This is a genomic window from Streptomyces sp. PH10-H1 (assembly GCF_030063355.1).
Taxonomy (GTDB): domain Bacteria; phylum Actinomycetota; class Actinomycetes; order Streptomycetales; family Streptomycetaceae; genus Actinacidiphila.
In genome coordinates, this window is sequence record NZ_JASISZ010000101.1 from 1 (window position 1) to 23,354 (window position 23,354).

14 protein-coding genes and 3 pseudogenes are annotated in these 23,354 nt (G+C 70.4%); 8 read left to right on the top strand and 9 right to left on the bottom strand.

Going from position 1 to position 23,354, the window contains the following annotated elements:
* Together QMK24_RS36685 and QMK24_RS36690 are read right to left on the bottom strand one after the other, a co-directional pair.
* Positions 1-1,301, bottom strand: a pseudogene (locus QMK24_RS36685) (MbnB/TglH/ChrH family RiPP precursor modification enzyme); the annotation flags it as partial.
* A 143-nt stretch (positions 1,302-1,444) separates the two neighbouring features.
* Positions 1,445-2,152, bottom strand: coding sequence for a peptidyl-tRNA hydrolase (locus QMK24_RS36690; RefSeq protein ID WP_283471209.1), 708 nt, complete (start codon positions 2,150-2,152; stop codon positions 1,445-1,447).
* A 103-nt stretch (positions 2,153-2,255) separates the two neighbouring features.
* Here QMK24_RS36690 and QMK24_RS36695 point away from each other — a divergent pair, with 103 nt between their 5' ends.
* The 3 genes and pseudogenes from QMK24_RS36695 to QMK24_RS36705 all read left to right on the top strand — a co-directional run bounded on the left by QMK24_RS36695 (position 2,256) and on the right by QMK24_RS36705 (position 5,485).
* Positions 2,256-2,996: a 4'-phosphopantetheinyl transferase family protein gene (locus QMK24_RS36695; RefSeq protein ID WP_283471210.1), complete on the top strand. Its 741-nt coding sequence runs from the start codon at positions 2,256-2,258 to the stop codon at positions 2,994-2,996.
* Between the two features lie 178 nt (positions 2,997-3,174).
* On the top strand, positions 3,175-4,059 hold the full coding sequence (locus tag QMK24_RS36700) for a shikimate dehydrogenase family protein (protein ID WP_283471211.1): 885 nt from the start codon (positions 3,175-3,177) through the stop codon (positions 4,057-4,059).
* Positions 4,060-4,095: 36 nt separating this feature from the next.
* A pseudogene (locus QMK24_RS36705) lies at positions 4,096-5,485 on the top strand (class II 3-deoxy-7-phosphoheptulonate synthase).
* Positions 5,486-5,556: 71 nt separating this feature from the next.
* On the opposite strand, the gene QMK24_RS36710 reads toward QMK24_RS36705, so the two are convergent.
* Positions 5,557-6,765, bottom strand: a complete 1,209-nt coding sequence (locus QMK24_RS36710) for an acyltransferase family protein (protein ID WP_283471212.1) — start codon at positions 6,763-6,765, stop codon at positions 5,557-5,559.
* Between the two features lie 270 nt (positions 6,766-7,035).
* On the opposite strand from QMK24_RS36710, the gene QMK24_RS36715 reads away from it, so the two are divergent.
* From QMK24_RS36715 to QMK24_RS36730, 4 genes are all read left to right on the top strand, one after another.
* Entirely contained in the window at positions 7,036-8,541 is a 1,506-nt protein-coding gene (locus tag QMK24_RS36715; protein ID WP_283471213.1) for an FAD-dependent oxidoreductase, read from the top strand.
* 69 nt (positions 8,542-8,610) lie between these two features.
* On the top strand, positions 8,611-9,819 hold the full coding sequence (locus QMK24_RS36720) for a cytochrome P450 (RefSeq protein WP_283471214.1): 1,209 nt from the start codon (positions 8,611-8,613) through the stop codon (positions 9,817-9,819).
* A gap of 5 nt (positions 9,820-9,824) precedes the next feature.
* Entirely contained in the window at positions 9,825-10,049 is a 225-nt protein-coding gene (locus QMK24_RS36725; RefSeq protein WP_283471215.1) for a ferredoxin, read from the top strand.
* A gap of 22 nt (positions 10,050-10,071) precedes the next feature.
* Positions 10,072-10,857, top strand: a complete 786-nt coding sequence (locus QMK24_RS36730) for a DUF2306 domain-containing protein (protein WP_283471216.1) — start codon at positions 10,072-10,074, stop codon at positions 10,855-10,857.
* 74 nt (positions 10,858-10,931) lie between these two features.
* On the opposite strand, the gene QMK24_RS36735 is transcribed toward QMK24_RS36730, so the two are convergent.
* Positions 10,932-12,026: a Gfo/Idh/MocA family protein gene (locus QMK24_RS36735; protein WP_283471217.1), complete on the bottom strand. Its 1,095-nt coding sequence runs from the start codon at positions 12,024-12,026 to the stop codon at positions 10,932-10,934.
* A 179-nt stretch (positions 12,027-12,205) separates the two neighbouring features.
* Positions 12,206-13,654 (bottom strand): MFS transporter, encoded by a 1,449-nt coding sequence (locus QMK24_RS36740; protein ID WP_502962609.1) that lies wholly within the window; start codon positions 13,652-13,654, stop codon positions 12,206-12,208.
* 200 nt (positions 13,655-13,854) lie between these two features.
* Here QMK24_RS36740 and QMK24_RS36745 point away from each other — a divergent pair, with 200 nt between their 5' ends.
* Positions 13,855-14,313: a winged helix-turn-helix transcriptional regulator gene (locus QMK24_RS36745; protein ID WP_283471219.1), complete on the top strand. Its 459-nt coding sequence runs from the start codon at positions 13,855-13,857 to the stop codon at positions 14,311-14,313.
* An 83-nt stretch (positions 14,314-14,396) separates the two neighbouring features.
* On the opposite strand, the gene mhpA is transcribed toward QMK24_RS36745, so the two are convergent.
* The 4 genes and pseudogenes from mhpA to QMK24_RS36765 form a co-directional block, all read right to left on the bottom strand.
* Entirely contained in the window at positions 14,397-16,055 is a 1,659-nt protein-coding gene (gene mhpA / locus QMK24_RS36750; RefSeq protein ID WP_283471220.1) for a bifunctional 3-(3-hydroxy-phenyl)propionate/3-hydroxycinnamic acid hydroxylase MhpA, read from the bottom strand.
* 52 nt (positions 16,056-16,107) lie between these two features.
* Complete coding sequence (locus QMK24_RS36755; protein ID WP_283471221.1) at positions 16,108-16,893, bottom strand: arylamine N-acetyltransferase family protein; 786 nt, start codon at positions 16,891-16,893, stop codon at positions 16,108-16,110.
* A gap of 58 nt (positions 16,894-16,951) precedes the next feature.
* Positions 16,952-20,074 (bottom strand): annotated as a pseudogene (locus QMK24_RS36760) (type I polyketide synthase); the annotation flags it as partial.
* Positions 20,075-20,127: 53 nt separating this feature from the next.
* Positions 20,128-23,354 (bottom strand): type I polyketide synthase (locus QMK24_RS36765; RefSeq protein ID WP_283471223.1); only part of this gene is annotated, 3,227 nt, incomplete at its 5' end.

Here is a 23,354-nt window from a genome sequence, read left to right on the forward strand (position 1 = left end):
CGTTCGGCAGCGGGGCGGGGCCGGAGCGCTCCTGCCACCAGGCGTCGAGCCGGCGGTGGACGGCGGCATCGACGGAGCCGCCCGTACCCGCGCCCGTACTCGTACCCGCGCCCGTGCCCGCGCCCGTACCGGAGTTCAGTACATGCTCCGCGAAGCTCAGCGCGTCACGGCGGTAGCCGCCCTCCAGCGGATGCGTGGCCGCGTACCGCAGGAAGGCGGGCCGGTAGTGGTCGCCGAGGATCTCCGGAAGCTCCGGGGCCACCTTGGCGGTCACATCGGCGCGCTTGGCTGCGAGTGCCCGCGACTGGACGCGGATCCGGCCGCGGTCGAAGCCCTCGGGGACGGGGGTGCCCGCCACGAGCGCGGACAGCAGCGCCGTCTGCGCGAGCGCGAGGCGCTGCCGGGCGGCGGCGGCAGCGGCGTCGGTTCCGCCCTTCGTCCCGGTGCCGGAGTCAGACACAGTGAGCCTCCTTGGCGTCCGCGGCGGCCACCATGCCGCGTATCGCCGCGAGTTCGGCGGCCAGCTCGCCCACGGACGGGAAGTTCTCATCCCGCTCCAGCAGGACGCCCGGCGGCCGGGTCCCCTCGCACAGCGCCGCGAGCACGTCCAGCACCGGCTGCGTCACGGAATGGGCGTGGGTGTCGTGCCACACGCCGTCCTTCTCGGTCCCGCCCGCCACATGGACGTACGCGATGGCCTCCAGCGGCAGCGCGTCGAGCACTGTGACCGGGTCCTCGCCCCGGTTGACGTGGTTGGTGTGCAGATTGGCCACGTCGATCAGCAGCCGTACGCCGGTCCGCTCCACCAGCTCGTACAGGAACTCGCCCTCACCGAACTCCTCGTCCGGCCAGCCGATCAGCGGTGCGATGTTCTCCAGGGCGAGCGGCACGGGCAGCGCGTCCTGCGCGATGCGCACATTCGAGCAGAGCACGTCGAGCGCGTCCCGGGTCCGGGGAACGGGCAGCAGGTGCCCGGCCTCCAGGCGCGGCGAACCGGTCATCGGCCCCCCGGCCCGGACGAACGCGATGTGCTCGCTGACCAGTGGCGCTCCCAGCAGCAGCACCCGCTCGGCGAGCGCCGACAGCCGCCCGGGATCCGGCCGTTCCGCACCCCCGAGGCCCAGCGAGACCCCGTGCGGGATCACGGTCGTGCCGCGCTCCCGCAGCCGCCGCAGCGGTTCCGGGAGATGGTCGGCGCAGAGGTTCTCCGAGACGACCTCCACCCAGTCGACACCGGGCAGCTCCTCGATCGCCGCCGCGATCTCCGGCCGCCAGCCGATACCCGTACCCAAGTCCTTCATGTCGTCCCCCTCCGCGTCCTTTACACGCCGTGCCGGGGTGATGGCCCCGGCAGCACCGGGCGAACCCTGTGGAGGGCCGGTTCAGAGCTCGATTTGAGGTTCCCGCTCCCGGGGCCTGCCCGGCCCCGGGGGTCTGTCCTGCCCTACGCGCCGAGGCCGCGGCGCAGCGGCAGGTAGTCGGAGACGACGGTGCAGGAGCCGGGGACGACCTCGGTGAATCCGGCGTCCTGCACCACGGGGAGGCCGGAGGCGGTGAGGGCGGACCAGCGGGCGGGGGAGGGAGTGCGGACGGCGAGCGGGAAGCCGGCGGCGCGCCAGGCGGCGCGTTCGGCGTCGGACAGTTCCCACCAGGCGAGCTGGGCGCCGTGGCCCGCCTGGGCCATGGCCTTACCCGCGGACATGTCGAGGCGGGGATTCATCCAGAGCACCGGCTGTTCGTCCGCGGCCGGCGGCGGGGGTTCCGGATCGTCCAGGTCGGTGCCCGATACCTGGAGCTTCGCCAGGTCCTTCGGCCAGCCGTCCAGCGGGACGGGCGGAAAGACCCGTACCTCGGCGGCGTTGCCGGTCACGGTGATGCCGGGCAGCGCTTCCGCCCGGCGCCACTCCGAGCCGCGTGCGCGGCGCACCACCTTGCGGATCCGGGCGTCCTGCCAGTTCCGTACCGCCTCGGCCCATTCGCCCTCGTCCTCGTCCTCGCCCGCGCCTGCCGCGCGTTCGTCGGACAGCAGGGTGAGCACGGCGCGTGCCGCCGTCTCCAGGGCGTCGGTGCGCGCCGGCGGGTCGTCCTTCTCGATATGGACGACGAGCGGGAGGACGAACTGGGGCGCGGCGTCGCGGTCGGTGCTGGTCACGGGCTCAGTTTGGCACTGCGCCGGAGCCGGGACGCGCCCGGTGCCCGGCCGCCCGTCATCGCGTCTCCCGCACGCGGAACGGCTGACGATCTACCATGGGCCGGTGGATACGGCCGCGATACGCATTCCCAGCGAGCTCAGCCCCGAAGCGCCGGTCGGGCGGCTGGGGCTTCCCGCCCCGGGCGATCCGCCCCGGCTGTGGCTGGTGAACGCGGCCCGGCATGCCGACTTCGCGGCCCGGCTGGCGCCCGCGGTGCTCGATCCCCTGGAGCTGCGGAGCGCGGCGGCCTTCCGGGCCGATGCCGACCGGGACTGCTACCGCGCCGCGCATGTCGGGCTGCGGCTGCTGCTCGGTGGCTATCTCGGTACCGCACCGGAAGAGGTGCGGCTGATCCGGGAGAAGTGCCCGTCGTGCGGCGGTCCGCACGGCCGTCCGGCCGTGGCGGGCGGCGCTGTGCACTTCTCGCTGTCGCACAGCGGGAGTTTCGCCCTGCTGGCGTTCGCCGCCACACCGGTGGGGGTGGACGTGGAGACCGTTCCGTCCGCCGACGCGGTGGCGGATGTCGCCTCCGTCATGCACCGGGTGGAGATCGCCGAGCTCGGGGCCTTGGCGCCGGCCGAGCGGCCGGCGGCCTTCGCACGGGCGTGGGTGCGCAAGGAGGCCTACCTCAAGGGACTGGGGATCGGCCTGGGCCGCGACCCCTCGGAGGACTACGTGGGGACCGGCGACGTCCCCGCGGCCGGCCTGGCGGGCTGGTCCATCGCCGATGTCGCCGTGGGACCGGACCGCGCCGCCGCGGTCGCGGTCGCCGACGTCAGGGACGCGGCTGCCGGCGCCGTGTGACGTATCCGGGCCGGGCCGGGCCGGGCCGGGAGCACCTCACCCACCCCCCTGACCCCTCCCTGTCTCCGCCGCCGGGGCGCCGCCGCGCACCGGACCGCTGCGAGGCTGAACGCGGGGGCCGCAGTCCGGCCGCCCCGCGACCGCCACGGTCCCCAGCCTCGGCCCACCAAGGAGAGCCATGGACAGCACCATGGACAGCAGCACGGACAGCACCAGGACCGGTAACCCCGAGATCACCGGTACGACCAGGCTGTTCGCGGTCATCGGCGACCCGGTCGCACAGGTCCAGGCCCCGTCGATGGTCAACCCGCTCTTCGTCGAACTGGGCACCGACGCCGTCCTCGTACCGGTGCACGCCCGTCCGGAGAACCTTCGGCAGGTCATCACGGGGCTGCAGCGCACCGAGAACGTCGACGGTCTGCTGATCACCGTCCCGCACAAGGCGGCCGCGCTGCGGTTCGCCGATCTGGTCAGCCCCGCCGCCGAGTTGAGCGGCGGCACGAACGCGATACGGCGGGCCGCCGACGGAAGCTGGCAGGCGGACAACTTCGACGGTGAGGGATTCGTCCGCGGACTGCTGGCCGCGGGGCACAACCCGTACCGCAAGCGGATCGCGCTGGCGGGCGCGGGCGGGGCGGGACGCGCCATCGCCGTCGCGCTGCTGCTGGCGGGAGCCGAACTCGACGTCTGGGACCGGGACATGGCACGGGTGGGCGCGCTCGTGTCCCAGCTGGAGGAGCGCTGGCCGGGCCGGGTGACGGGCTCGGCGCGGCCGCGGCTGGCGGCGGCGGACATCGCGGTGAACGCCACGCCGGCGGGTCTCGGCCCGCAGGATCCGCTTCCCTTCGACCCGGCGGAGCTGCCGGACGGCGCGGTTGTGGCGGACATCATCATGAAGCCGCGGACGACCCCGCTGCTGCGCGCCGCGCAGGACCGCGGACTGCGGATCCAGTACGGCGCCCCGATGCTGTCGGAACAGCTCGCCCTGTACCGGGAGTTCTTCGGGATGGAGCGGCCGGCGGGCCGGGAGCGGCTCAGTGGCCGGGCGGTTACTGCGCGATAGGCGGCCAGTGTGCGGCATCTTCCTACGCTGCTCAGTATGTCACCAGCTATCGCGACCCAGCCTCAACCGCCGCCTGTCGAGGACCCGTTGCCGCCGCGTCTGCGGGCACTGGCGGATGACGCGTTCGCCCTTCCCGCGGCCCAGCAGCCCGAGTACCAGGACCCCGGGGGGGGTCCGTGAAGCACGCGGTGTGCTGGAGCGGATGCCGCCGCTCGTGGTGCCCGGCGAGGTCGACCGGCTGCAGAGCCGGCTGGCGGAGGTTGCCCAGGGCCGGGCCTTCCTGCTCCAGGGCGGCGACTGCGCCGAGACCTTCGCCGGCAACACCGAGGCCCATGTGCGCTCCAATCTGCGCACTCTGCTGCAGATGGCCGTGGTCCTGACCTACGCGGCCAGCCTGCCGGTGGTGAAGGTGGGGCGGACCGCCGGCCAGTACGCCAAGCCGCGATCGAACAGCAGCGACACCCTCGGACTGCCCGTCTACCGGGGGGACATCGTCAATTCCGCCACCCCCACCCCGATCGCCAGGATCCCCGACCCGAACCGGATGCTCCAGGCGTACGCCCACTCCAGCGCCACGCTCAATCTGATCCGGGCCATGGCCTCGGCGGGCATGGCCGACCTGCACCGCGTGCACGACTGGAACCGCGATTTCGTGCGCACCTCCCCGGCCGGTGAGCGCTATCAGGCACTCGCCTCCGAGATCGACAACGGCCTGCGCTTCATGTCGGCGTGCAACGTCGACCACGGCGCGCTGCACACCACGGAGATCTATGCCAGTCACGAGGCGCTGCTGCTGGACTACGAACGCGGGCTGCTCAGGGCCGCGGGTCCCGAGGGCGACGAGCGGCTGTACAGCCTCTCCTCGCACTTCCTGTGGATCGGGGAGCGCAGCCGGCAGCTGGACGGCGCGCACATCGCGCTCGCCGCGCTGCTGGCGAATCCCATCGGGCTCAAGATAGGTCCGGGTACCACCCCCGAGCAGGCGGCCGAGTACGTCGAGCGCCTGGACCCCGACGGGGTGCCGGGCCGGCTCACGCTGATCAGCCGGATGGGGTACGGGAAGATCCGCGACGTGCTGCCGGCGATCGTGGAGAAGGTGACCGCCGGCGGTCACCAGGTGATCTGGCAGTGCGACCCGATGCACGGCAACACCCATGAGACGGCCAGCGGTTACAAGTCCCGGCACTTCGACCACATCCTCGACGAGGTCAAGGGCTTCTTCCAGGTGCACCGCGAACTGGGTACCCACCCCGGCGGCCTGCACATCGAGCTCACCGGTGACCATGTCACCGAGTGCCTGGGCGGTGCGCAGCAGATCGACGACACCGCGCTCGCCGGGCGCTACGAGACCAGCTGCGATCCGAGGCTCAATCCGCAGCAGTCCGTGGAACTCGCCTTCCTGGTGGCCGAACTGGTGCGGGGGTGACCGGCGCGGCACCGCCCGCGCCGGGCTCGATCGGAGCCCGGCGCGGGCGGTGGTCCGCGTGGTGCCCCCGGCTATCCGGCGGAGGCGTGCTCCACTTCCCGGGGTGCGGCAGGGTCGCGCCGCGGCGGGGTCCTGCGGGCCTTGCTCCACCGGCGCATGGCGGGCTTCTCCACCAGGGTGTGGAGGAGCCAGCCGGCGAGCAGCGTCGCCAGGAAGAAGCCGAGCGCCACGAGGACGGCGACCGGGGTGCTGTAGGTGGCCGTGCCCAGCAGCGCGGGCCGGCCCCAGAAGACCACGATTCCCTGGCACATGTAGAAACCGAAGGAGACATTCCCCAGCCAGACCATGAAGCGGCCGTCGAGGTAGGTGCGGGCCCCCCGGATATCGGCCGACGCCACCGCGGCGATCGCCACACCGAACGGAATGATCGTGGCGGAGACGAAGTTGAACGGCGCCGGTACGTAGAGCGCGGCGGCATATCCGGCCACCAGCAGCGACAGGACCGGCACTGCGCCGATCCGCGGCCACCGGCCCGACATGACGATACGTGCCAGCAGCATTCCCAGAATGAACTCGAACAGCCGCATCGGCGGGAATGTGTAGTTGAACCACATCTGCGTCATCGAGAGCGGGATGATCGGGTTCTTCGGGGTGTCGGTGATGAGATATGTGGTGACCAGGCCGACGCCCACGGTGCATCCGACCATGGCTCCGGCCCACAGCCACAGCCGCTTCACCGGGATACGGCTCACCGCGAACAGCGCCAGCGGGAAGAGCATGTAGAACAGCAATTCTGAACACAGCGACCAGGCGGGCGGATTGACACCCATCTGGAGAGCGGCGTCCGTGCTGTAGGAGTTCACCAGGAACAGGCTGGAGAGCCAAGCGCTCACCGGAGCGTAGGCGCCGGCGAACAGGACCAGCGCCACCCCCCAGGTGACCAGGTGGTTGGGGAAGATCTTGACCAGGCGGCGGCGCAGATAGTGGGTCACCCGGTCCCCGGGACGCAGTGACCAGGTCAGGATGAAGCCGCTCAGCAGAAAGAAGAACGACACCCCCATGTAGCCCGCCGGGGCGAAGAAGTCCTGGAGACCCTTGGCGACGTCCTGGTCGCCGAAGGGGTTGATCGGTCCTGTCGGCTTGATCGGGTCGAAGGGCTGCAATATGTGAATGAAGAAGACGAGGAGTGCGGCAAAGGGCCGCATTCCCGTCAGGGATTTTAGATTGGTGCGTTCCGGTATTCGTGGATCGAAATCCACGGCCGGCATGGTTGCGGGCACTTCCGGGCTCCTTTCGCTGCCAAGGCGGCGCAATCCATCGGCAGAGAGGAGTGGACGATCTTTCCCAACGTGCCGGCGATCCGCAGCCATTCCAGGCGAGTGTAGATAGCCCGTCCGTTCGAACAGTCCCGTATCACCCCCCTCTTTTTTCCGCGAGTGAAGTCCTTGGGAATTTAGGGGAGTTCCGGCTCCGGTCGTCCGGGTTAGTCTCGCCGTTGAATACACGGGACGCTCTCGTGATGTCCATACTCACTATTCAGCGGAGGAACGATGATCAACAGAAGGTCTCTGCTTCGTACCGGAGGAGCGCTCGCCCTGGGGGCCTCAGTCGTCGGGAACGCCACTTCGGCCTCGGCGGCGGGCGGCGGTGCCGCCGGACCCGGCTGGGACAAACTGCGCAGCATCATCCAGGGCGATGTGGTGCTCCCGTCGGACGCCGCCTATGAGACGGCCAAACAGGGGAAGATAGCGGAGTACGACTCGATCACCCCGGAGGGCATCGTCTACGGGGAGTCCGTCGCGGACGCCACCGCGGCGATCCGCTTCGCCCGGGACAACGGCCTGCAGCTGCGCACCCGCAGCGGCGGCCACAACTTCGCGGGCTGGTCGACCGGTGAGGGTCTGGTCCTCGACGTTTCCCGGATCAACCACATCAAGGGCGGCGGCAACCCCACCGTGCACCTGGGCCCCGGCGCCCACAGCATCGACGCGGTCACCGCCCTCAAGCCCTACAACCAGCAGCTCGTCACCGGCACCTGCCCGACGGTGTGCCCCGGCGGCTTCTTCTCCGGCGGCGGCATCGGTTACCAGAGCCGGGCGTACGGCATCGGCAGCGACCGCGTGGTCTCCGCGCTGGTGGCGCTGGCCGACGGCACCGTCGTCCGCGCCTCCGAGACACAGCACGCGGACCTGCTCTGGGGCCTGCGCGGCGGCGGTGGCGGCAACTTCGGCGTCGTGCTCGACTTCGAGGTTCGTCCCATCGCGGCCCCGCGCATGGTCTTCTACGAGCAGATCTGGAACTGGGACGACGCCCAGGAATTTCTCCCCGCCTGGCAGGCGTGGTACGCCGAATCGCCCCGCAACAGCAGCGCCCAGGTCATCATCGTGGTGCCCGACGCGGCACCGGGCAACGCCCCGTTCATCCTGCAGCAGGGCTGCTTCTACGGGCCGAAGTCCCAGGCCGACACGGCACTGGCCGAGCTGACCTCGCAGATCGGGCGCACCCCCGTCAGCAGCACCGTTCTCGACCTGCCGTTCGACGAGGGCATGCACCACGTCTACGGGCTCGCCAACGAGGCGAGCGTCGAGGCCGTGCTGGCCCGTACCCCCTGGCAGCGGATGCGCACCCGCATGGTCGAGCAGCCCTTCGACGCCGCGGGAGCGGCCGCGGCCCTGGCCGCGTTCGACGCCGACCGGCGGCCGGGACAGACCCGGTATCTGAGCTTCATGGGCCTGGGCGGCGCGGCCGGCGACCCCAGCCCCACGGCGACCGCCTATGTGCACCGCGACACGCTCTTCCACGTCGGCTACGGCATCGCCCTGCAGAGCCCCACGCCGGCCCCCGAGGACGCCGCGGCCGCCATCGCCTGGACCACCAAGGGCTTCAACACCATCGCCCCGCTGTCCAACGGCCAGTCCTACATCAACTTCCCCGACCCGCTGCTGCCCGACTGGCAGGCCGCCTACTACGGCCAGAACTACCCCCGCCTGCTCCAGGTCAACAAGCGGTACGACCCGGACAACTTCTTCACGCACCCGCGCGCCATCGGTGCCTGACGCGGCGTCACCGCGCAGAGCGGACAACGGACCAGCTACGTCACGCATACAAAGGAAGGTTGACGTCTGATGACGGTTACCGACAGCGAAGTAGTGAACTACCCCTTCGCGCCGGCCGAGGCTGTTGATGTGCACCCCAAGTACGCCGAGCTGCGCGCGGAGCAGGCGCTGACCCGCGTCAACATGCAGTACGGCGGCGAAGCCTGGCTCGCCACCCGGTACGAGGACATCAAGGTCGTTCTCGCCGACTCCCGGTTCAGCCGCGCGGAGACAGTGGGCAAGGACGTACCCCGGGTGCGCAAGGCCTACGAGGAGAAGAACATCGTCAGCATGGACGACCCGGAGCACGGTCGGCTGCGCAAGCTGGTCGCGAAGGCGTTCACCGTCCGGCGGGTCGAGCAGATGCGGCCCAGGACGCAGCAGATCGCCGACGACCTGCTCGACAAGCTCACCGCGGAGGGCAGGACCAACGGTGACCTGGCCGGCCAGTTCGCCTGGATGCTGCCCATCACCGTGATCTGCGAAATGCTCGGTGTGCCGCTGGAGGACCACTACAAGTTCCGCGGCTGGATCGACACCTGGCTGACGGTGGGCGAGACGTACACGCTCGAGGAGATGAACGAGGCGCGCTTCGAGCGGCTGCCGGAGTACCTGGCGACCCTGATCGCCAAGCGCCGCGCCGAGCCCACCGACGATCTGCTCTCCGCGCTGGTCTCGGCCCGCGACGACGAGGACCGGCTCAGTGAGGAGGAGCTGATCACCATGGGCATCGCCCTGCTGGCGACCGGCCACCACACCACGGCCAACCAGCTGGCGAACTACCTCTACACGCTGCTCTCCCGCCCCGGTTACTGGCAGCAGCTGCTGGCCGACCCGGAGCTGGTTCCCACCGCCGTGGAGGAGCTGCTGCGCTACACCCCGCTGAGCCCGTACTCCGAGAACACCCGGATCGCGACCGCGGACATCGAGCTGGGCGGCCAGTTGGTCAAGGCCGGCGAAGCGGTCATGATCTTCCCCGCGGTCGGCAACCGGGACGAGCGGATCTTCGAGCGTCCCGAGGAGCTCGACCTGACCCGCAAGCACAACCCGCACATGGCCTTCGGCCACGGCATCCACCACTGCCTGGGCGCCCCGCTGGCCCGGATCGAGCTGCAGATCGCCCTGTCGACCCTGATCCGCCGGCTGCCGACGCTGGAACTGGCCGTACCCGCCGAGGAGGTCCCCTGGAAGGTCGACAACGTCGTCCGCGGGGTGAGCGGCCTGCCGGTCCGGTGGTGAGCACGATGAGCGGCTGGCACATCGAGGTCGACCAGCGCGTGTGCATGGGGGCCGGACTGTGCAACGGCAACCTGCCCGACCGGTTCCGGCTGGAGAACGCCAAGTCCATTCCGGTCGACGCGTGGATCGAGCCCGACGAGGACGTACTCGACGCCGCGGACTACTGCCCGTACCGGGCGATCCGCATCACAGACAAGGCCACCGGCGAGACCCTGTCGGCCGGCGACTGAGCCGAAAGGCAGGAGAACGGTCGTGACAACCACAACAACCGAGCCGGATCTGATATCCGGTGAACCGATACCACCGGACGAGTGGAAGCCCCGCGCCACGCAGTGGTGGCGGCGCCCCTGGGTCGGCCCGCTGGCGACCGTGTGCGCCGTCTTCATCCTGCACTCGGTGCCGCGGTATCTGACCTTCGACCCCGCGCAGTCCAAGATTCCCGCGAATCCGGACTTCCCGCCGCACTACCCGCTGCTGGTGGCTCACATCATCTTCGGCACGGTGGCGCTGACCTGCTGCTGTCTGCAGGTGTGGCCCTCGCTGCGCCGGCACTACCCCGTAGTGCACCGCACCAGCGGACGGCTGTACGTGTTCGCCGGGGTTCTCCCGGCGGGCGTCACCGCCATCATCGTCGGATACGTCAGCCCGTCCGGGCTGTCCATGCAGCTGAGCACGATGACGACCTCGGTACTGTGGATCGCCTGCACCGTCGTCGGCTTCCGGATGGCACGGCAGCGCCGGTACACCGATCACCGCAGGTGGATGATCCGCAGCTTCGCGCTGACGCTGTCGATCATCGTCAGCCGGATACTCGGGGTGATCTACGACCACACCATCCTGCCGCCGCCCGTCACCCAGAACATCCCCGAACTGATCCAGTGGGGCCAGACCCGCGCGGGCATGGCCTCATGGCCGGGGTGGATCATTCCGCTGCTCATCGCGGAGTGGTGGATCGTGGAACGCGGTTCCGGTGCCCGGAACCGGGCCCGCCTCGCGCGCCGCCGCGCGGCCGTCCCGTCCACCACCTCTTCCTCCTGATCACCCGCTGAGGACGACACAGTTGGGGCCGCCTCCCTTGTGGAGGCGGCCCCAACATGCGTCTGCTCGGGCTCTCAGGACAGGTGCTGGCGTTCGCCGGTCGCCGCGGAGAGCTTGATGGCGTCCAGCACCCGGTGCATCCGGGCCGCGGTGCCGAAGTCGGGCTCGGCGGGCTCGCCGGTTCTGATCGCGCGCGCCAGGTCCGTGTAGACCTGGTAGACGTTGCGCACCGGCGGGGAGGCGTCCGCCAGGAGCGGGCGGTAGAAGTCGGGTACGGGCAGCGGCGTCGGTCCGTTCTGCCCGTCGGTGAGGACGAGCGTGAACTCGGGACCGACCAGGTTGTCGTCCGTGGACCGCATGACCAGCCGGCCGGCCCGCCCATGGACCTCGAAGCGGAAGCCCGCGCCCCGCGGCCCGCCCGTCATGATGTGCACCGACGCGGCCGCGCCGGACTCCAGCAGGCCGCCCACCACGATCTGGTCCGGTGAGGTGACCTCGATCTCCTCGCCCGTCTCCTCCATGGTGACCCGGGTGATGCGCGTCGCCAGCGTGGCCGACAGCTCGGTGAAGTCGCCCAGTGCGTAACGGAACATGTCCATCGAGTGCCCGCCGACGACCGCCAGGTGGTTGACCCCTTTCGTCCGGTCGAACAGGGCCGCGTACCGCTGGGACCAGACCTCCGGCGAGCCGATCGAGTAGGTCAGCGAAGTGGACAGCACTTCGCCCACCCGCCCTTCGGCCACCAGGTCGCGCAGATAGCGGACCGCCGGATGGTGCCTGCTCTGCAGGCCGACCGCGTGCCGTACCCCGGCGAGGTCGGCGAGTTCGCGGAAGCGGTCCGCGGTGTCCGCGGACAGGGCCAGCGGCCATTCGCTGTACACGTGCTTGCCGGCCGCGATCGCCCCCTCGACGAGCCCGTCGCGCCGCGGCAGCTGGACCGCGATCGTGACCAGGTCGACGTCCGGGTGCGCCATCAGCTCGTAGGGGTCGTCGAAGGCGTGCTCGGCGCCCCAGGCGCCGGCCGCGGCCCGCGCGGACTCCAGGCTCGTACCGGCGACCGCGGTGACCTCGTAGTCCGGGTGCGCGGCCAGTGCCGGCAGATGGACCGCCCGCCCCCAACCCCGGCCCGCGTGCGCTCCGACCACTCCGACTCGGATCTTGTCAGCCACGTCCGCATCCTTCTCTGTCGTGTGCCTCGTTGTGTGCTTGGCTGTGTGCTTCGCTGTGTGCTTCCGGATCACTGCGTTACCACCCTGCACAGCCGGTACCGGCTGCCTCGTACAACGCGACCGACCGGGGCGTGGCAGGCGGGTGCCAGGCCACGCCCCGGTCGGTCGCGAGGTGTCCGTTACTTCGCGGCCACGGCCTCACCGGAGACCCGGGTGGGGTGCCCGGTGCTCTCCCCGGCGTCCTGCTGGTCCTGCGAGGGGCTCACCTCGGGGTCCGGCTTCGGGGCGTCCTTGAGGATGAAGTACGTCGCCAGGAAGCCCAGGGCCACGAACCCGGCGGAGAACAGGAAGGCCAGGCTGTAGCCGTCACGCAGGGCCGAGACGTTCTCGGCGCCCTTGCTGAGCAGGGAGTTGCTGCGCGTGGTGGCCACGGTCGCCAGGACGGCGAGACCGACGGCGGCACCGGACTGCTGGGCGGTGCTGTTCAGACCGGAGGCGAGACCCGCGTCGCTGGGAGCAGCGCCGGACATCGCCCGCATGATCACTGCCGGGACCGCGAGGCCCATACCGAAGCCCTGGATGACGAGGGTCGGCATGACGTGCTGCCAGTAGTTGCCGTCGACCGGTGCGCGGCTGAGGAGGACCAGGCCGACCGCGAGGGCCGCCAGGCCGGTCAGCAGCACCCGGCGGGTGCCGTAGCGGATGGTGAGCTTCACGGAGAAGAACAGCGACATCGTGCCGATCACCAGCGGAGCGGGCAGGAAGGCGAGTCCGGTCTGCATGGAGTTGAAGCCGAGCACCCGCTGCAGGTACAGGGCGTTGAGGAACTGGAAGCCGAACCCGGCCGCGAAGACCAGGATCACGACGATGTTGGCACCGGAGATCTCCCGGTTGCGGAAGATGCGCAGCGCGAGCAGCGGCCGGCTGGCCTTGGCCTGCCGGAGGACGAAGCCCGCGAGCAGGACGATCGAAACGGCGCCGTAGGCCAGCAGCTGGCCGGAGCTCTTGCTCGGCTCGGCGACCTGGGAGATCGTGAAGACGCCGAGGGACAGACCACCGGTGACCAGGACGGCGCCGATGGCGTCGGCTCCGGCGCGCAGCCCGAGCCCGTTGGTGGAGGCGAGCAGCTTGGTACCGGCGAGGAAGGCCACCACACCGATCGGCAGGTTCACCAGGAACACCCAGTGCCAGCCGAGGGATTCGGTGATGACACCGCCGGCGATGAGGCCGACCGAGGCGCCGCCGGCCGAGACGAAGCTGTAGATGCCCATCGCCTTGGCCTGCTTGCCCGGCTCCGGGTAGAGCCCGACGATCATGCCGAGGACCACGGCGGAGGCCAGTGCCGCGCCGACGCCCTGGGCGAACCGGCCGGCGATCAGCAGTCCTTCACTGTTCGCCACACCGCAGACGAGCGAGGCGGCGGTGAAGGTGACCAGGCCGCCGAGGAAGACCTTCTTGCTGCCGATCAGGTCACCGAGCCGCCCGGACAGCAGCAGCAGTCCGGCGAACGCGATCAGGTACGAGTTCACGACCCACGAGAGACCGGCCTGGGTGAAGCCGAGTTCGTTCTGAATGGTCGGAAGGGCGACGGTGACGATCGTTCCGTCGAGGACGATCATCAGTTGCATCGCGCAGAGGACGCCGAGCGCCAGCCCGCGCGAGCTGGATTGCGTGGTGTCTGTCGGATTCACGGCTTTGACTTCTTTCCTGTGGTCGGTTCGGCCGGTTCTGTTCGGAATGGGCTGGGCACAGATCGTTTCCTCAGTGCACGTCTTGTTACAGAGACCATGGTCTGGGACCATGGGGCGGAGCGGAAGGAGGCACTTTCATGTCCCAGAGGAACATCGATGTAACACCGCAGGTCAGCGCCGCCGAGGTGTGTGAAACTCCTGCGGCCCAGGAGGCGTGCTCGGTGCTCGAGACGCTCGCCAGGATCAGCGGGAAGTGGAGTATCGGCATCCTGCTCGTCACGACCCAGGGACCGGCCCGCTTCACTGAGTTGGAGCGCGAGGTGAAGGGGATCAGCCGGCGCATGCTCACGCTGACCCTGCGCAACCTGGAGCGCGACGGCCTGCTGACGCGCACCGTCTACCCCACCGTGCCGCCCAAGGTGGAGTACACCGCCACGCCGATGGCGCGGGAGCTCTACGACTCGCTCCTCGCGCTCACCGGCTGGGCCGAGCGCCACCGGCACGAGATCGACGACGCGCGGGTCGCGTACGGCCGTACCGCCGCCGAGGCCACGCAGTCGAGGAACCACCTGGCCCTCGCCGGCCGCGTGGCATAGCGCGGCGGCGGGCACCTGGGCGGCGGGCACTTGAGGCGCCGGTACCTGACCGGCAGTCGTCCGGGTGGCCGTCAATAAGCCGGTCACACCGTCCACCGGCTTCGCGGCCCGGCTGCGGAGCCGGTGAGCGAGGTCTCCGGGAGCGCGTCGCGCAGCGCGTCCACAAGGCCGAGCGACCCCTCCGCGTCCACCGCGCCGCCGAAGACGTAGAAGTCGGGGCGGACCAGCACACCGCGCGCCCCGATTCCGTCCAGATACGCCGCGCAGGTGCCCTCGGTGTCGACCACCGCACCGCCGCGTGCCTGCCCGGCGGGGGTGCCGGACGGCAGCAGGTGCACCAGGTGCGCGCCGATGCTCTCCAGGAACTCCAGCCGGCCGACGTCCAGCACGTCACGCGGATCGTCGAGCGAGACGAGGGCGAAACCACGGCCCACGATCTCGTCGAACAGCCCGGACGCGGCGCCGCGAGCCACCCTCGGCTGCGGCACCTGGTCGCCCGCGCCGGGCAGCCGCTTGCCGTCCGGGTCCCTGCCCAACAGCCCCTTGGTGAGCGGCTGGAAGGGGGACTGCTGCGGCCGGGCCAGATTCCGCTCCCGGGTGGCGATCATGATGGTGTCCCGGTCACCGGCCGCGGCCGGATCCGTCTGGCAGATGACCTTGCCGAGATTGACCGACATCCCGATCGCGTGCTGCACATGCGCCCACCGCTCGGTGGTGTACGTGTCCAGCAGGGACTCGTCCGCCACGCCCCTGAGCACCAGGTCGAGCTTCCAGACGATGTTGGCCGCGTCCCGGAAGCCGGAGCTCATCCCCTGCCCCGCGAACGGCGGCATCAGATGGGCGGCGTCGCCCGCGATCAGCTGCCGCCGGGAACGCCACTTGAGGGCGCAACTGGCCTGGAACGTATAGACGGCGTGCCGTTCCATGATCCCGTCGTCCCGCGTGATGCCGAACAGGGAGAGCATGCGCCAGGCGGTCTCGACGGTGTTGAGCTCCTGCTTGCTCTCGCCGGGCAGCCGCATGAACTCCCAGCGCCGGTGGCCGGGTCCGGCCGAGACCTGCGTCCTGGGCCGGGCCGGGTCGCAGATCTGCAGGTTGTTGGGCGTGAACTCGCGCCCGTCGTGCAGCACCACATCGCAGATCAGCCAGTCGTAGGCGAAGCCGAGGTCGTTGGCCCCGGTGCCGATCCGGTCCCGCACGAAGCTGTTCGCCCCGTCGCAGCCCACGATCCAGCGCGCGGCGATCGTCCGCCGCTCACCACCGGCACCCTGAACGACCAGTTCGACGCCGTCGTCCACCTCGGCCAGCTCCACGGCCTCGAAGCCGCGCAGCACGCTGAGCCCCGGAATCCGCGCGCCGCGGGCGGCCAGCGCGCTCTCCAGGCCCGGCTGGTACATCGAGGTCGACTCCGGCCAGCCGTTGCGGCCGTGCTCCTCGGCAGCGCCGATGTACAGCAGGTCCTCGCCCTTGCCGTTCTGCCAGAGGTAGTCCCCCGAGGCCTCGCCGACCCGGGTCAGATGGTCTCCGACGCCGGCGGCGGCGAGGATGCGGGCGGCCTCCCCGTCGAAAGCCACCGCGCGCGGCATGGTGTAGGGGCGCGGATGGCGCTCGACCACCGTCACCCGCCAGCCGCGCTGTGCCATCAGGTTCGCGAGCACCTGGCCGACCGGGCCATATCCGACGATGAGCAGGTCCGCATCGTCCTCGTGAGAGGCACCGCTCCTCACAGGTGACGTATGCATGGCTTACTCCTTTCCCTCACTGGGTCTTGCACCGGTACCGATACCGGTGCGGTCACTGGGCGACGGGCTGGTCCTGCAGCAGGATCTGCTTCAGCACGGAGTCGAAGTCCTCGGGCTTGATCAGGACGCGCACCTTCTCGCGGCCGTCCTCCACCGTCAGAAGCCGCCGGCCGGTCAGGGTCATCTGGCCGTTCTCCAGGGCCCGGCCGCGTATGTACGTGACATGGGCGGCTATGGCCTGGGCGTACGCGTCGAGGCCCGGGTTGTCCCCGGTCCACTCGACGAACCGCCGGGGCTGCGGCAGGAACCGGTGGATCGGCGCCCACTCGCCCTCGAGAGGCTTGCGCTCCAGCACGAGGAACTCATCGGCCTCGGTGACCCGGTAGGTGCAGCCGTACTGCTCCTGCGGCTCGTCGGACACGCGCACCGGCTCGATGAGCGACGGTCCTGAGTAGCCCACGTCCGCCAGCCACCAGTCGTCCTCGATGCGCACCCCGTTGAACAGGTGCTCCAGCTCCGGGCCGTAACCGCCGTCCGGGCCGCGCACGCCCGCGGACAGGATGACCACCTCGTATCCGAGACGGGTGAGCAACTCACGGAAGAGACCGTTGAGTTCGTAGCACACACCGCCACGGCCCCCGGTGATCACCTCTTCGAAGACGGCGTCGGCGTCGATGTTCACGCCGGACCAGATCGCCGTACCGCGCTCCTCGTTCAGGAGGTTGTCGAAGGGGACGGCCATGAGGTGGGCTTTGTGCAGGACCCGCAGGGTCTCCAGGGTGGGTGTACGGGGCCCGGAGTAGCCCAGCTTCACCAGGTAGTCATCGACGTCGAACATGGCGGGTACCTCTCGTGATCGGAAACGGTCGGAAGTCGGTCGGATGCGGGGGTGGGGGTCAGCCGACTTCGACGGCGGCCTGCACCTGCTGCCGCAGGAAGTCGGCCAGCATGGACGGCGTGGGCTGGTCGAACAGGAGCATCACCGGCAGCTCGGTCCCTATCGCCGCGGCCATGCGGTTGCGCAGCTCGACGGCGGTCAGGGAGTTGAACCCGACGTCGAAGAAGCCCTCGTCGTTCTCGATGGCGTCGGGGGTCGGGTGTCCCAGCACGAACGCCGCTTCGGCGCGCACCAGCTCCAGCAGCACCGCCGTCTGGTCGACCGCGGACAGTCCTGCGAGGCGTTCGGTGATGGATTCCTCTGCGGGCATCTCGGTCTCCTCGAGTTGCTGCTCTATGGACGGCGCGGCCGTCTCCTCGGCGCCGCCGGCCGGCCGGGCCGTCTTGAGCCAGTAGTGCTGACGCTGGAAGGCGTAGGTGGGCAGATCCACCCGCCGGGGTGCGGCGCCGTCGAACACCGGCGTCCAGTCCACGTGCACGCCCCGCACATGGAGTTCGGCCAGCGAGGTGTGGAACCGCCGCAGACCTCCGTCGTCGCGGCGCAGCGAACCGATGGCGACGGATCGGGCGGCGGCGACACCGGTTCCGAACGACTCCTGGATCGCGGTGGTGAGTACGGGGTGGGTGCTGACTTCGATGAAGACGCGGTGGTGCTGGGCGGTCAGTGCGGCGGTGGACCGGGCGAATTGCACGGTGTGGCGAAGGTTGCGATACCAGTAGACGGCGTCGAGGGGCGTGGTGTCGTCCAGCCAGCCACTGTCGAGGGTGGAGTACATGGGAATGAGGGGGGTGTGCGGGGTGATTCCGTCGAGCAGGCGTGCGAGGTCGTCCTTGATGTGTTCGACGTGGCTGGTGTGGGAGGCGTAGTCGACCGGGACCTTGCGGGCGCGAACCCCCTGCTCGGTGCAGGCGGTGTGGAGTTCGTCGAGGGCGTGGGGTTCGCCGGCGACGACGGTGGAGTGGGGGCCGTTGACGGCGGCGATCTCGAGGCGTCCTGCGTAGGCCTGGATGCGGTCGGCGACGTCGTCGAGGGGCAGCGGGATGGACATCATGCCGCCGTGTCCTGCGAGTCCTGCGGCGATGGCTTGGCTGCGTAGTGCTACGACCTTCGCGGCGTCGTCGAGGGTGAGTGCTCCGGCGACGCAGGCGGCGGCGATCTCGCCCTGGGAGTGGCCGATGACGGCGTCGGGGGTGATGCCGTGGGAGCGCCAGAGTGCGGCCAGGGAGACCATCATCGCGAAGGAGACGGGCTGGAGAACGTCGACGCGGTCCAGGGTCGGGGTGCCGGGTGTCTGGCGGATGACGTCGGTCAGTGACCAGTCGATGTGCGGGGCCAGGGCTTGTGTGCAGGCGTTGATCGAGTCGGCGAACACGGGTGAGGTGTCGAGGAGTTGGGCGCCCATGCCGGTCCATTGCGAGCCCTGGCCGGGGAATACGAAGACGGTTTTGCCGTCGGTGTCGGCGGTGCCGGTCACGACGTTGGACGCCGGCTCACCCAGACTCAGGGCCTTCAGACCCCGTACGAGACTTTCGTCGTCATCGGGCACCACGACGGCACGGTGTTCGAGCATCGCCCGCGAGAAGGCCAGCGAATACCCCACGTCCACCGGGTCCAGCCCCTGCGCGCCGGTCAGCAACCGGTCCGCCTGGCCGCGCAGCGCGCCGGCCGTCCGCCCGGACAGCACCCACGGCACCGGCGCCGCGGTGCCGGTGCTCGCGCGCGGCGCGGATTCGACGGGCGGGGCCTGCTCGATGATGACGTGGGCGTTGGTGCCGCTGACACCGAACGCGGACACCGCCGCGCGGCGCGGACGGTCGGTCTCGGGCCACGGCCGCGCCTCGGTGAGCAGTTCCACCGCGCCCGCCGACCAGTCGACCGTGGAGGACGGCCGGTCCACGTGCAGGGTCTTGGGCAGTACACCGTGCCGGATGGCCTCGACCATCTTGATGATTCCGGCGACGCCGGCCGCCGCCTGGGTGTGCCCGATGTTGGACTTCAGCGAGCCGAGCCAGAGCGGCTCTTGGGGTCCACGGTCCTGGCCGTACGTGGCCAGCAGCGCCTGCGCCTCGATGGGGTCGCCGAGACTGGTGCCGGTGCCATGGGCCTCGACGGTGTCGATGTCGGCGGTGCCCAGCCCGGCGTTCTTCAGGGCCGCGCGAATCACGCGTTGCTGGGAAGGGCCGTTGGGGGCGGTGAGGCCGTTGGAGGCGCCGTCCTGGTTGACGGCCGAGCCCCGGACGACGGCCAGCACGGGGTGCCCGAGCCGCTGCGCGTCGGAGAGCCGTTCCACCAGCAGCAGGCCGATGCCCTCGCCCCAGCCGGTGCCGTCCGCTGCCTCGGCGAACGCCTTGCAGCGGCCGTCGGTCGCCAGACCGCGCTGCCGGGAGAACTCCACGAACACGCCGGGCGTGCTCATGATCGCGACCGCTCCGGCCAGCGCCATGTCGATCTCGCCGTTGCGCAGCGCCTGCACCGCCAGGTGCAGGGCGACCAGCGAGGACGAGCACGCCGTGTCGACCGTGATGGCCGGGCCCTCGAACCCCAGGGTGTACGAGACGCGCCCCGAGGCGACACTGCCCGAGTTGCCGGTGCCCAGAAAGCCTTCGAGCTCCTTGGGGGACAGTTCAAGGGCGGGCGCGTAGTCGTGGTACATCGCGCCGGAGTACACGCCGACCTTGCCGCCGCGCAGCGACGTCGGGTCGATGCCGGCCCGCTCGAAGGTCTCCCAGGAGGTCTCCAGCAGCAGCCGCTGCTGCGGGTCCATGGCGAGGGCCTCGCGCGGTGAGATCCCGAAGAATCCGGCGTCGAACTGTCCGGCCTCGTACACGAATCCGCCCTCATCGACGTACGAGGTGCCGGAGTGGTCGGGATCGTCGTCGAAGAGATCCTGCAGGTTCCAGCCGCGGTCCTCGGGGAAGCCGGAGACGGCGTCGACGCCCTGCTCGACGAGCTGCCACAGCTCGTCGGGCGAGGAGACCCCGCCCGGCAGCCGGCAGCCCATCCCCACGATCGCGATCGGCTCACTGGCCGCCGCGCTGACGCGTTTGTTCTCCTGCTTCAGCCGTTCGTTTTCCATGAGCGAGGCGCGCAGAGCCTCAACGAGCTTTTCGTTGGGCGTATCCATCGGATTCCTCCACAGTTCACAGTTGGCTACAGGATCAATTCGCTACCGGATCAATTGCTGACGGTGCCCAGCGCGCGGGCGACAAGGCTGTCCGCGTCCATGGCCACGAGCAGCTCCAGCTCTTCGGCCGCGCTGTCCGTCGGCGAGCCCCCGGGGGAGTCCGCCAGCCGGACGAGCGCCTCCAGCACCCCCGCTTCGCGGAAGCGGCTCAGCGGCACGAAGGCGAGCGCCCGGCGGATGTCCGCCTCGCGGGCGTCAAGTGAGTCGTCGTCATGGCCCGCCGGCGCGAGCTCGTCCCGCAGATGCCGGGCGAGCGCCGTCGGCGTCGGGTAGTCGAAGATCAGCGTGGCGGGGAGACGTATACCGGTCGCCTTGGCAAGACGGTTGCGGAGCTCCACCGCCGTCAGCGAGTCGAAGCCCACCGCCTTGAAGGCGTGGTCCGCCCCGATGGGGTCGGCGCCGCCCAGCACGGTCTCGGCGTGGCTGCGTACCAGGGCCAGCAGCAGCCGGATCTGATCGGCCTCGCCCAGCCCCGCCAACTGCTGGACCGGCGAATCCACCTCAGTGGCGCCCGCCTGCGCCGCCTTGCGCGGAACGCGCACCAAACCGCTGAGCGGGGGCGACAGTTGACCGCTCGCCGCTTCGGCGCGCAGCGCGGCGAAGTTCATCTTGCTGGACACCAGATGCGCGGCGCCCGAGCGGAGTGCGGCGTCGAACAGCTCCATCCCTTCCGCGGCGCTCAGCGCCGAGGCGCCGTTGCGCCGCATACGGCTCTGGTCGCTGTCGCCCAAGTGGCCCGTCATGCCGCTGGCTTCCTCCCACAGGCCCCAGGCCAGGGAGGTCGCGGGCAGTCCTTGGGCGTGTCGCTGGTGGGCGAGGGCGTCGAGGGCGGCGTTGGCAGCCGAGTAGTTGGCTTGTCCGGGGTTGCCCAGGGTGCCGGCGGCGGAGGAGTAGAGGACGAACGCGTCCAGAGCGCTGTCGCGGGTGAGTTCGTGGAGGTTGAGTGCGGCGTCGATCTTCGGTTGGAGGACGGTGTCGAGCCGCTCGGGGGTGAGGGCGGTGATGATGCCGTCGTCCAGGACGCCTGCGGTGTGGATGATCGCGGTGATGGGGTGTTCGGCGGGGATGGTGGCCAGGGTGGCGGCGAGTGCGTCGCGGTTGGCGGCGTCGCAGGCGGTGATGGTGATGTGGGCGCCGAGTGCGGTGAGTTCGGCTTGGAGTTCTGCTGCTCCGGTGGCGTCGGGTCCGCGGCGGCTGGTCAGGAGGAGGCGGCGGGCGCCGCGGGCGGTCACCAGATGCCGGGCGGCGATGCTACCCAGGCCGCCCGTGCCACCGGTGATCAGCACGGTGCCTTCCGGGTTCACCGTCCAGCCCTCGCGGTCGGGGTCGACGACGGTCCGCGCCAGCCTCGGTACGGACAGGGCCCCGTCGCGGAAGGCGATCTGCGGCTCACCGGTGGCCAGTGCCTGGGGGATTGCGCCGCGGGCCTCGCTGGTGCCGTCGATGTCGACGAGCACGATCCGGTCCGGGTGTTCGGCCTGCGCGGAGCGGACCAGGCCCCAGACGGCGGCGGCCGCCGGATCCGTGACGGCGTCGCGGGTCAGCACGACCAGACGCGCGTCCCCTTGATCCGTACCCGTCAGCCAGCTCTGGACCTCGGCCAGTACCCGAGCGGTCCGCTCGTGGATGCCCTCGGTGGCCGCGGTAAGGTCGACGATCGGCCAGCCCTGCGCCGGCGCGGAGGGTCCTGACGTTGCCGGTGCCACCGGCGACCACTCCAGGTGGAACAGCGCGTCGCGCACGAGACCGGCGTCGGCGCTGAGCCCGTCGACGGAGACCGGCCGGAACACGAGTGACGCGACGGAGATCACCGGGGCGCCGTTCGGATCCACGGCCTCCAGCGAGATGCCGTCGGCTCGGTTGGGCGCGATCCGCACCCTCAGGGCAGATGCGGCCCTGGCGTGCAGCGCCACACCGTCCCAGGCGAAGGGCAGCACGGTCTGTCCAGCCGTCTCCTTTGCTGTCTCCTGATCCTTTCTGGTCTCCTGGTCACCGCCGGAGAAGGCACTCGCGTGCAGGGCCGCGTCCAGCAGGGCGGGGTGCAGTCCGAACGCGGCGGCGTCCTTGACTCCCTCATCCGGGAGGGCGACCTCGGCGAAGATCTCGTCGCCGCGCCGCCAGACCTTCCGCAGACCCTGGAAGACCGGCCCGTATCCGTAGCCGGCCGCGAACCGCCGGTCGTAGAAGTCGTTGAGTGCGACGGCTTCGGCGTCCTTCGGCGGCCAGACGGTGAGGTCGCCGGTCGGCGTGCGGGTTCCGGTGGTGAGGAAGCCTGCGGCGTGCCGGGTCCAGGACGCGTCGGGGTCGGTGTGGTCCTGGCGGGAGTGGATGGTCACGCTGCGGCGGCCGGCGTCGTCCGTTCCGCCGATGGCCACCTGGATCCGTACGGCGGTGAGTTCCGGCAGCGCCAGCGGCGCTTCGAGGACGAGCTCGTCCACCACGTCCGTACCGGCCTTGTCGCCGGCCCGGATGGCCAGTTCGATCAGTGCCGTGCCCGGGACGAGCACCACGCCTTCGACGGCGTGTTCGGCCAGCCACGGGTGGGTGGCCAGGGAGATCCGGCTGGTGGCCAGTACGCCGCCGGAGCCCGGGAGTTCGACGACCGCGCTGAGCAGCGGGTGCTCGGAGGAGTCCAGGCCCGCCGCGCTGACATTGCCGCTGCTGCCCGTCTCGGCCAGCCAGTACCGCTGCCGCTGGAAGGCGTAGGTCGGCAGTTCCACCGGCCGGTGCGTGGCGCCGTCCGGAGCCGGTGACCAGTCGACCAGTACGCCCCTCACCTGCAGGCTCGCCAGGGACGTGAAGAACCGTTCCAGGTCGCCGTCATCACGGCGGAGGGTGCCGGTGACCACCGGAGCGGCGACGTCCTGAACCTCCAGGATGTCCTGGATGGCGGTGGTGAGCACGGGGTGGGTGCTGACCTCGATGAAGACGTGGTGGTCCTGAGCGGCCAATGCCTGGGTGGACTGGGCGAATTGCACGGTGTGGCGGAGGTTGCGGTACCAGTAGGTGGCGTCGAGGGGCGTGGTGTCGTCCAGCCAGTCGCCGTTGAGGGTGGAGTACATGGGGATGAGCGGCGTCTGCGGCGCCAGACCGGCGAGTACGCGGGCGAGGTCGTCCTTGATGTGTTCGACGTGGCTGGTGTGGGAGGCGTAGTCGACCGGGACCTTGCGGGCGCGAACCCCCTGCTCGGTGCAGGCGGTGTGGAGTTCGTCGAGGG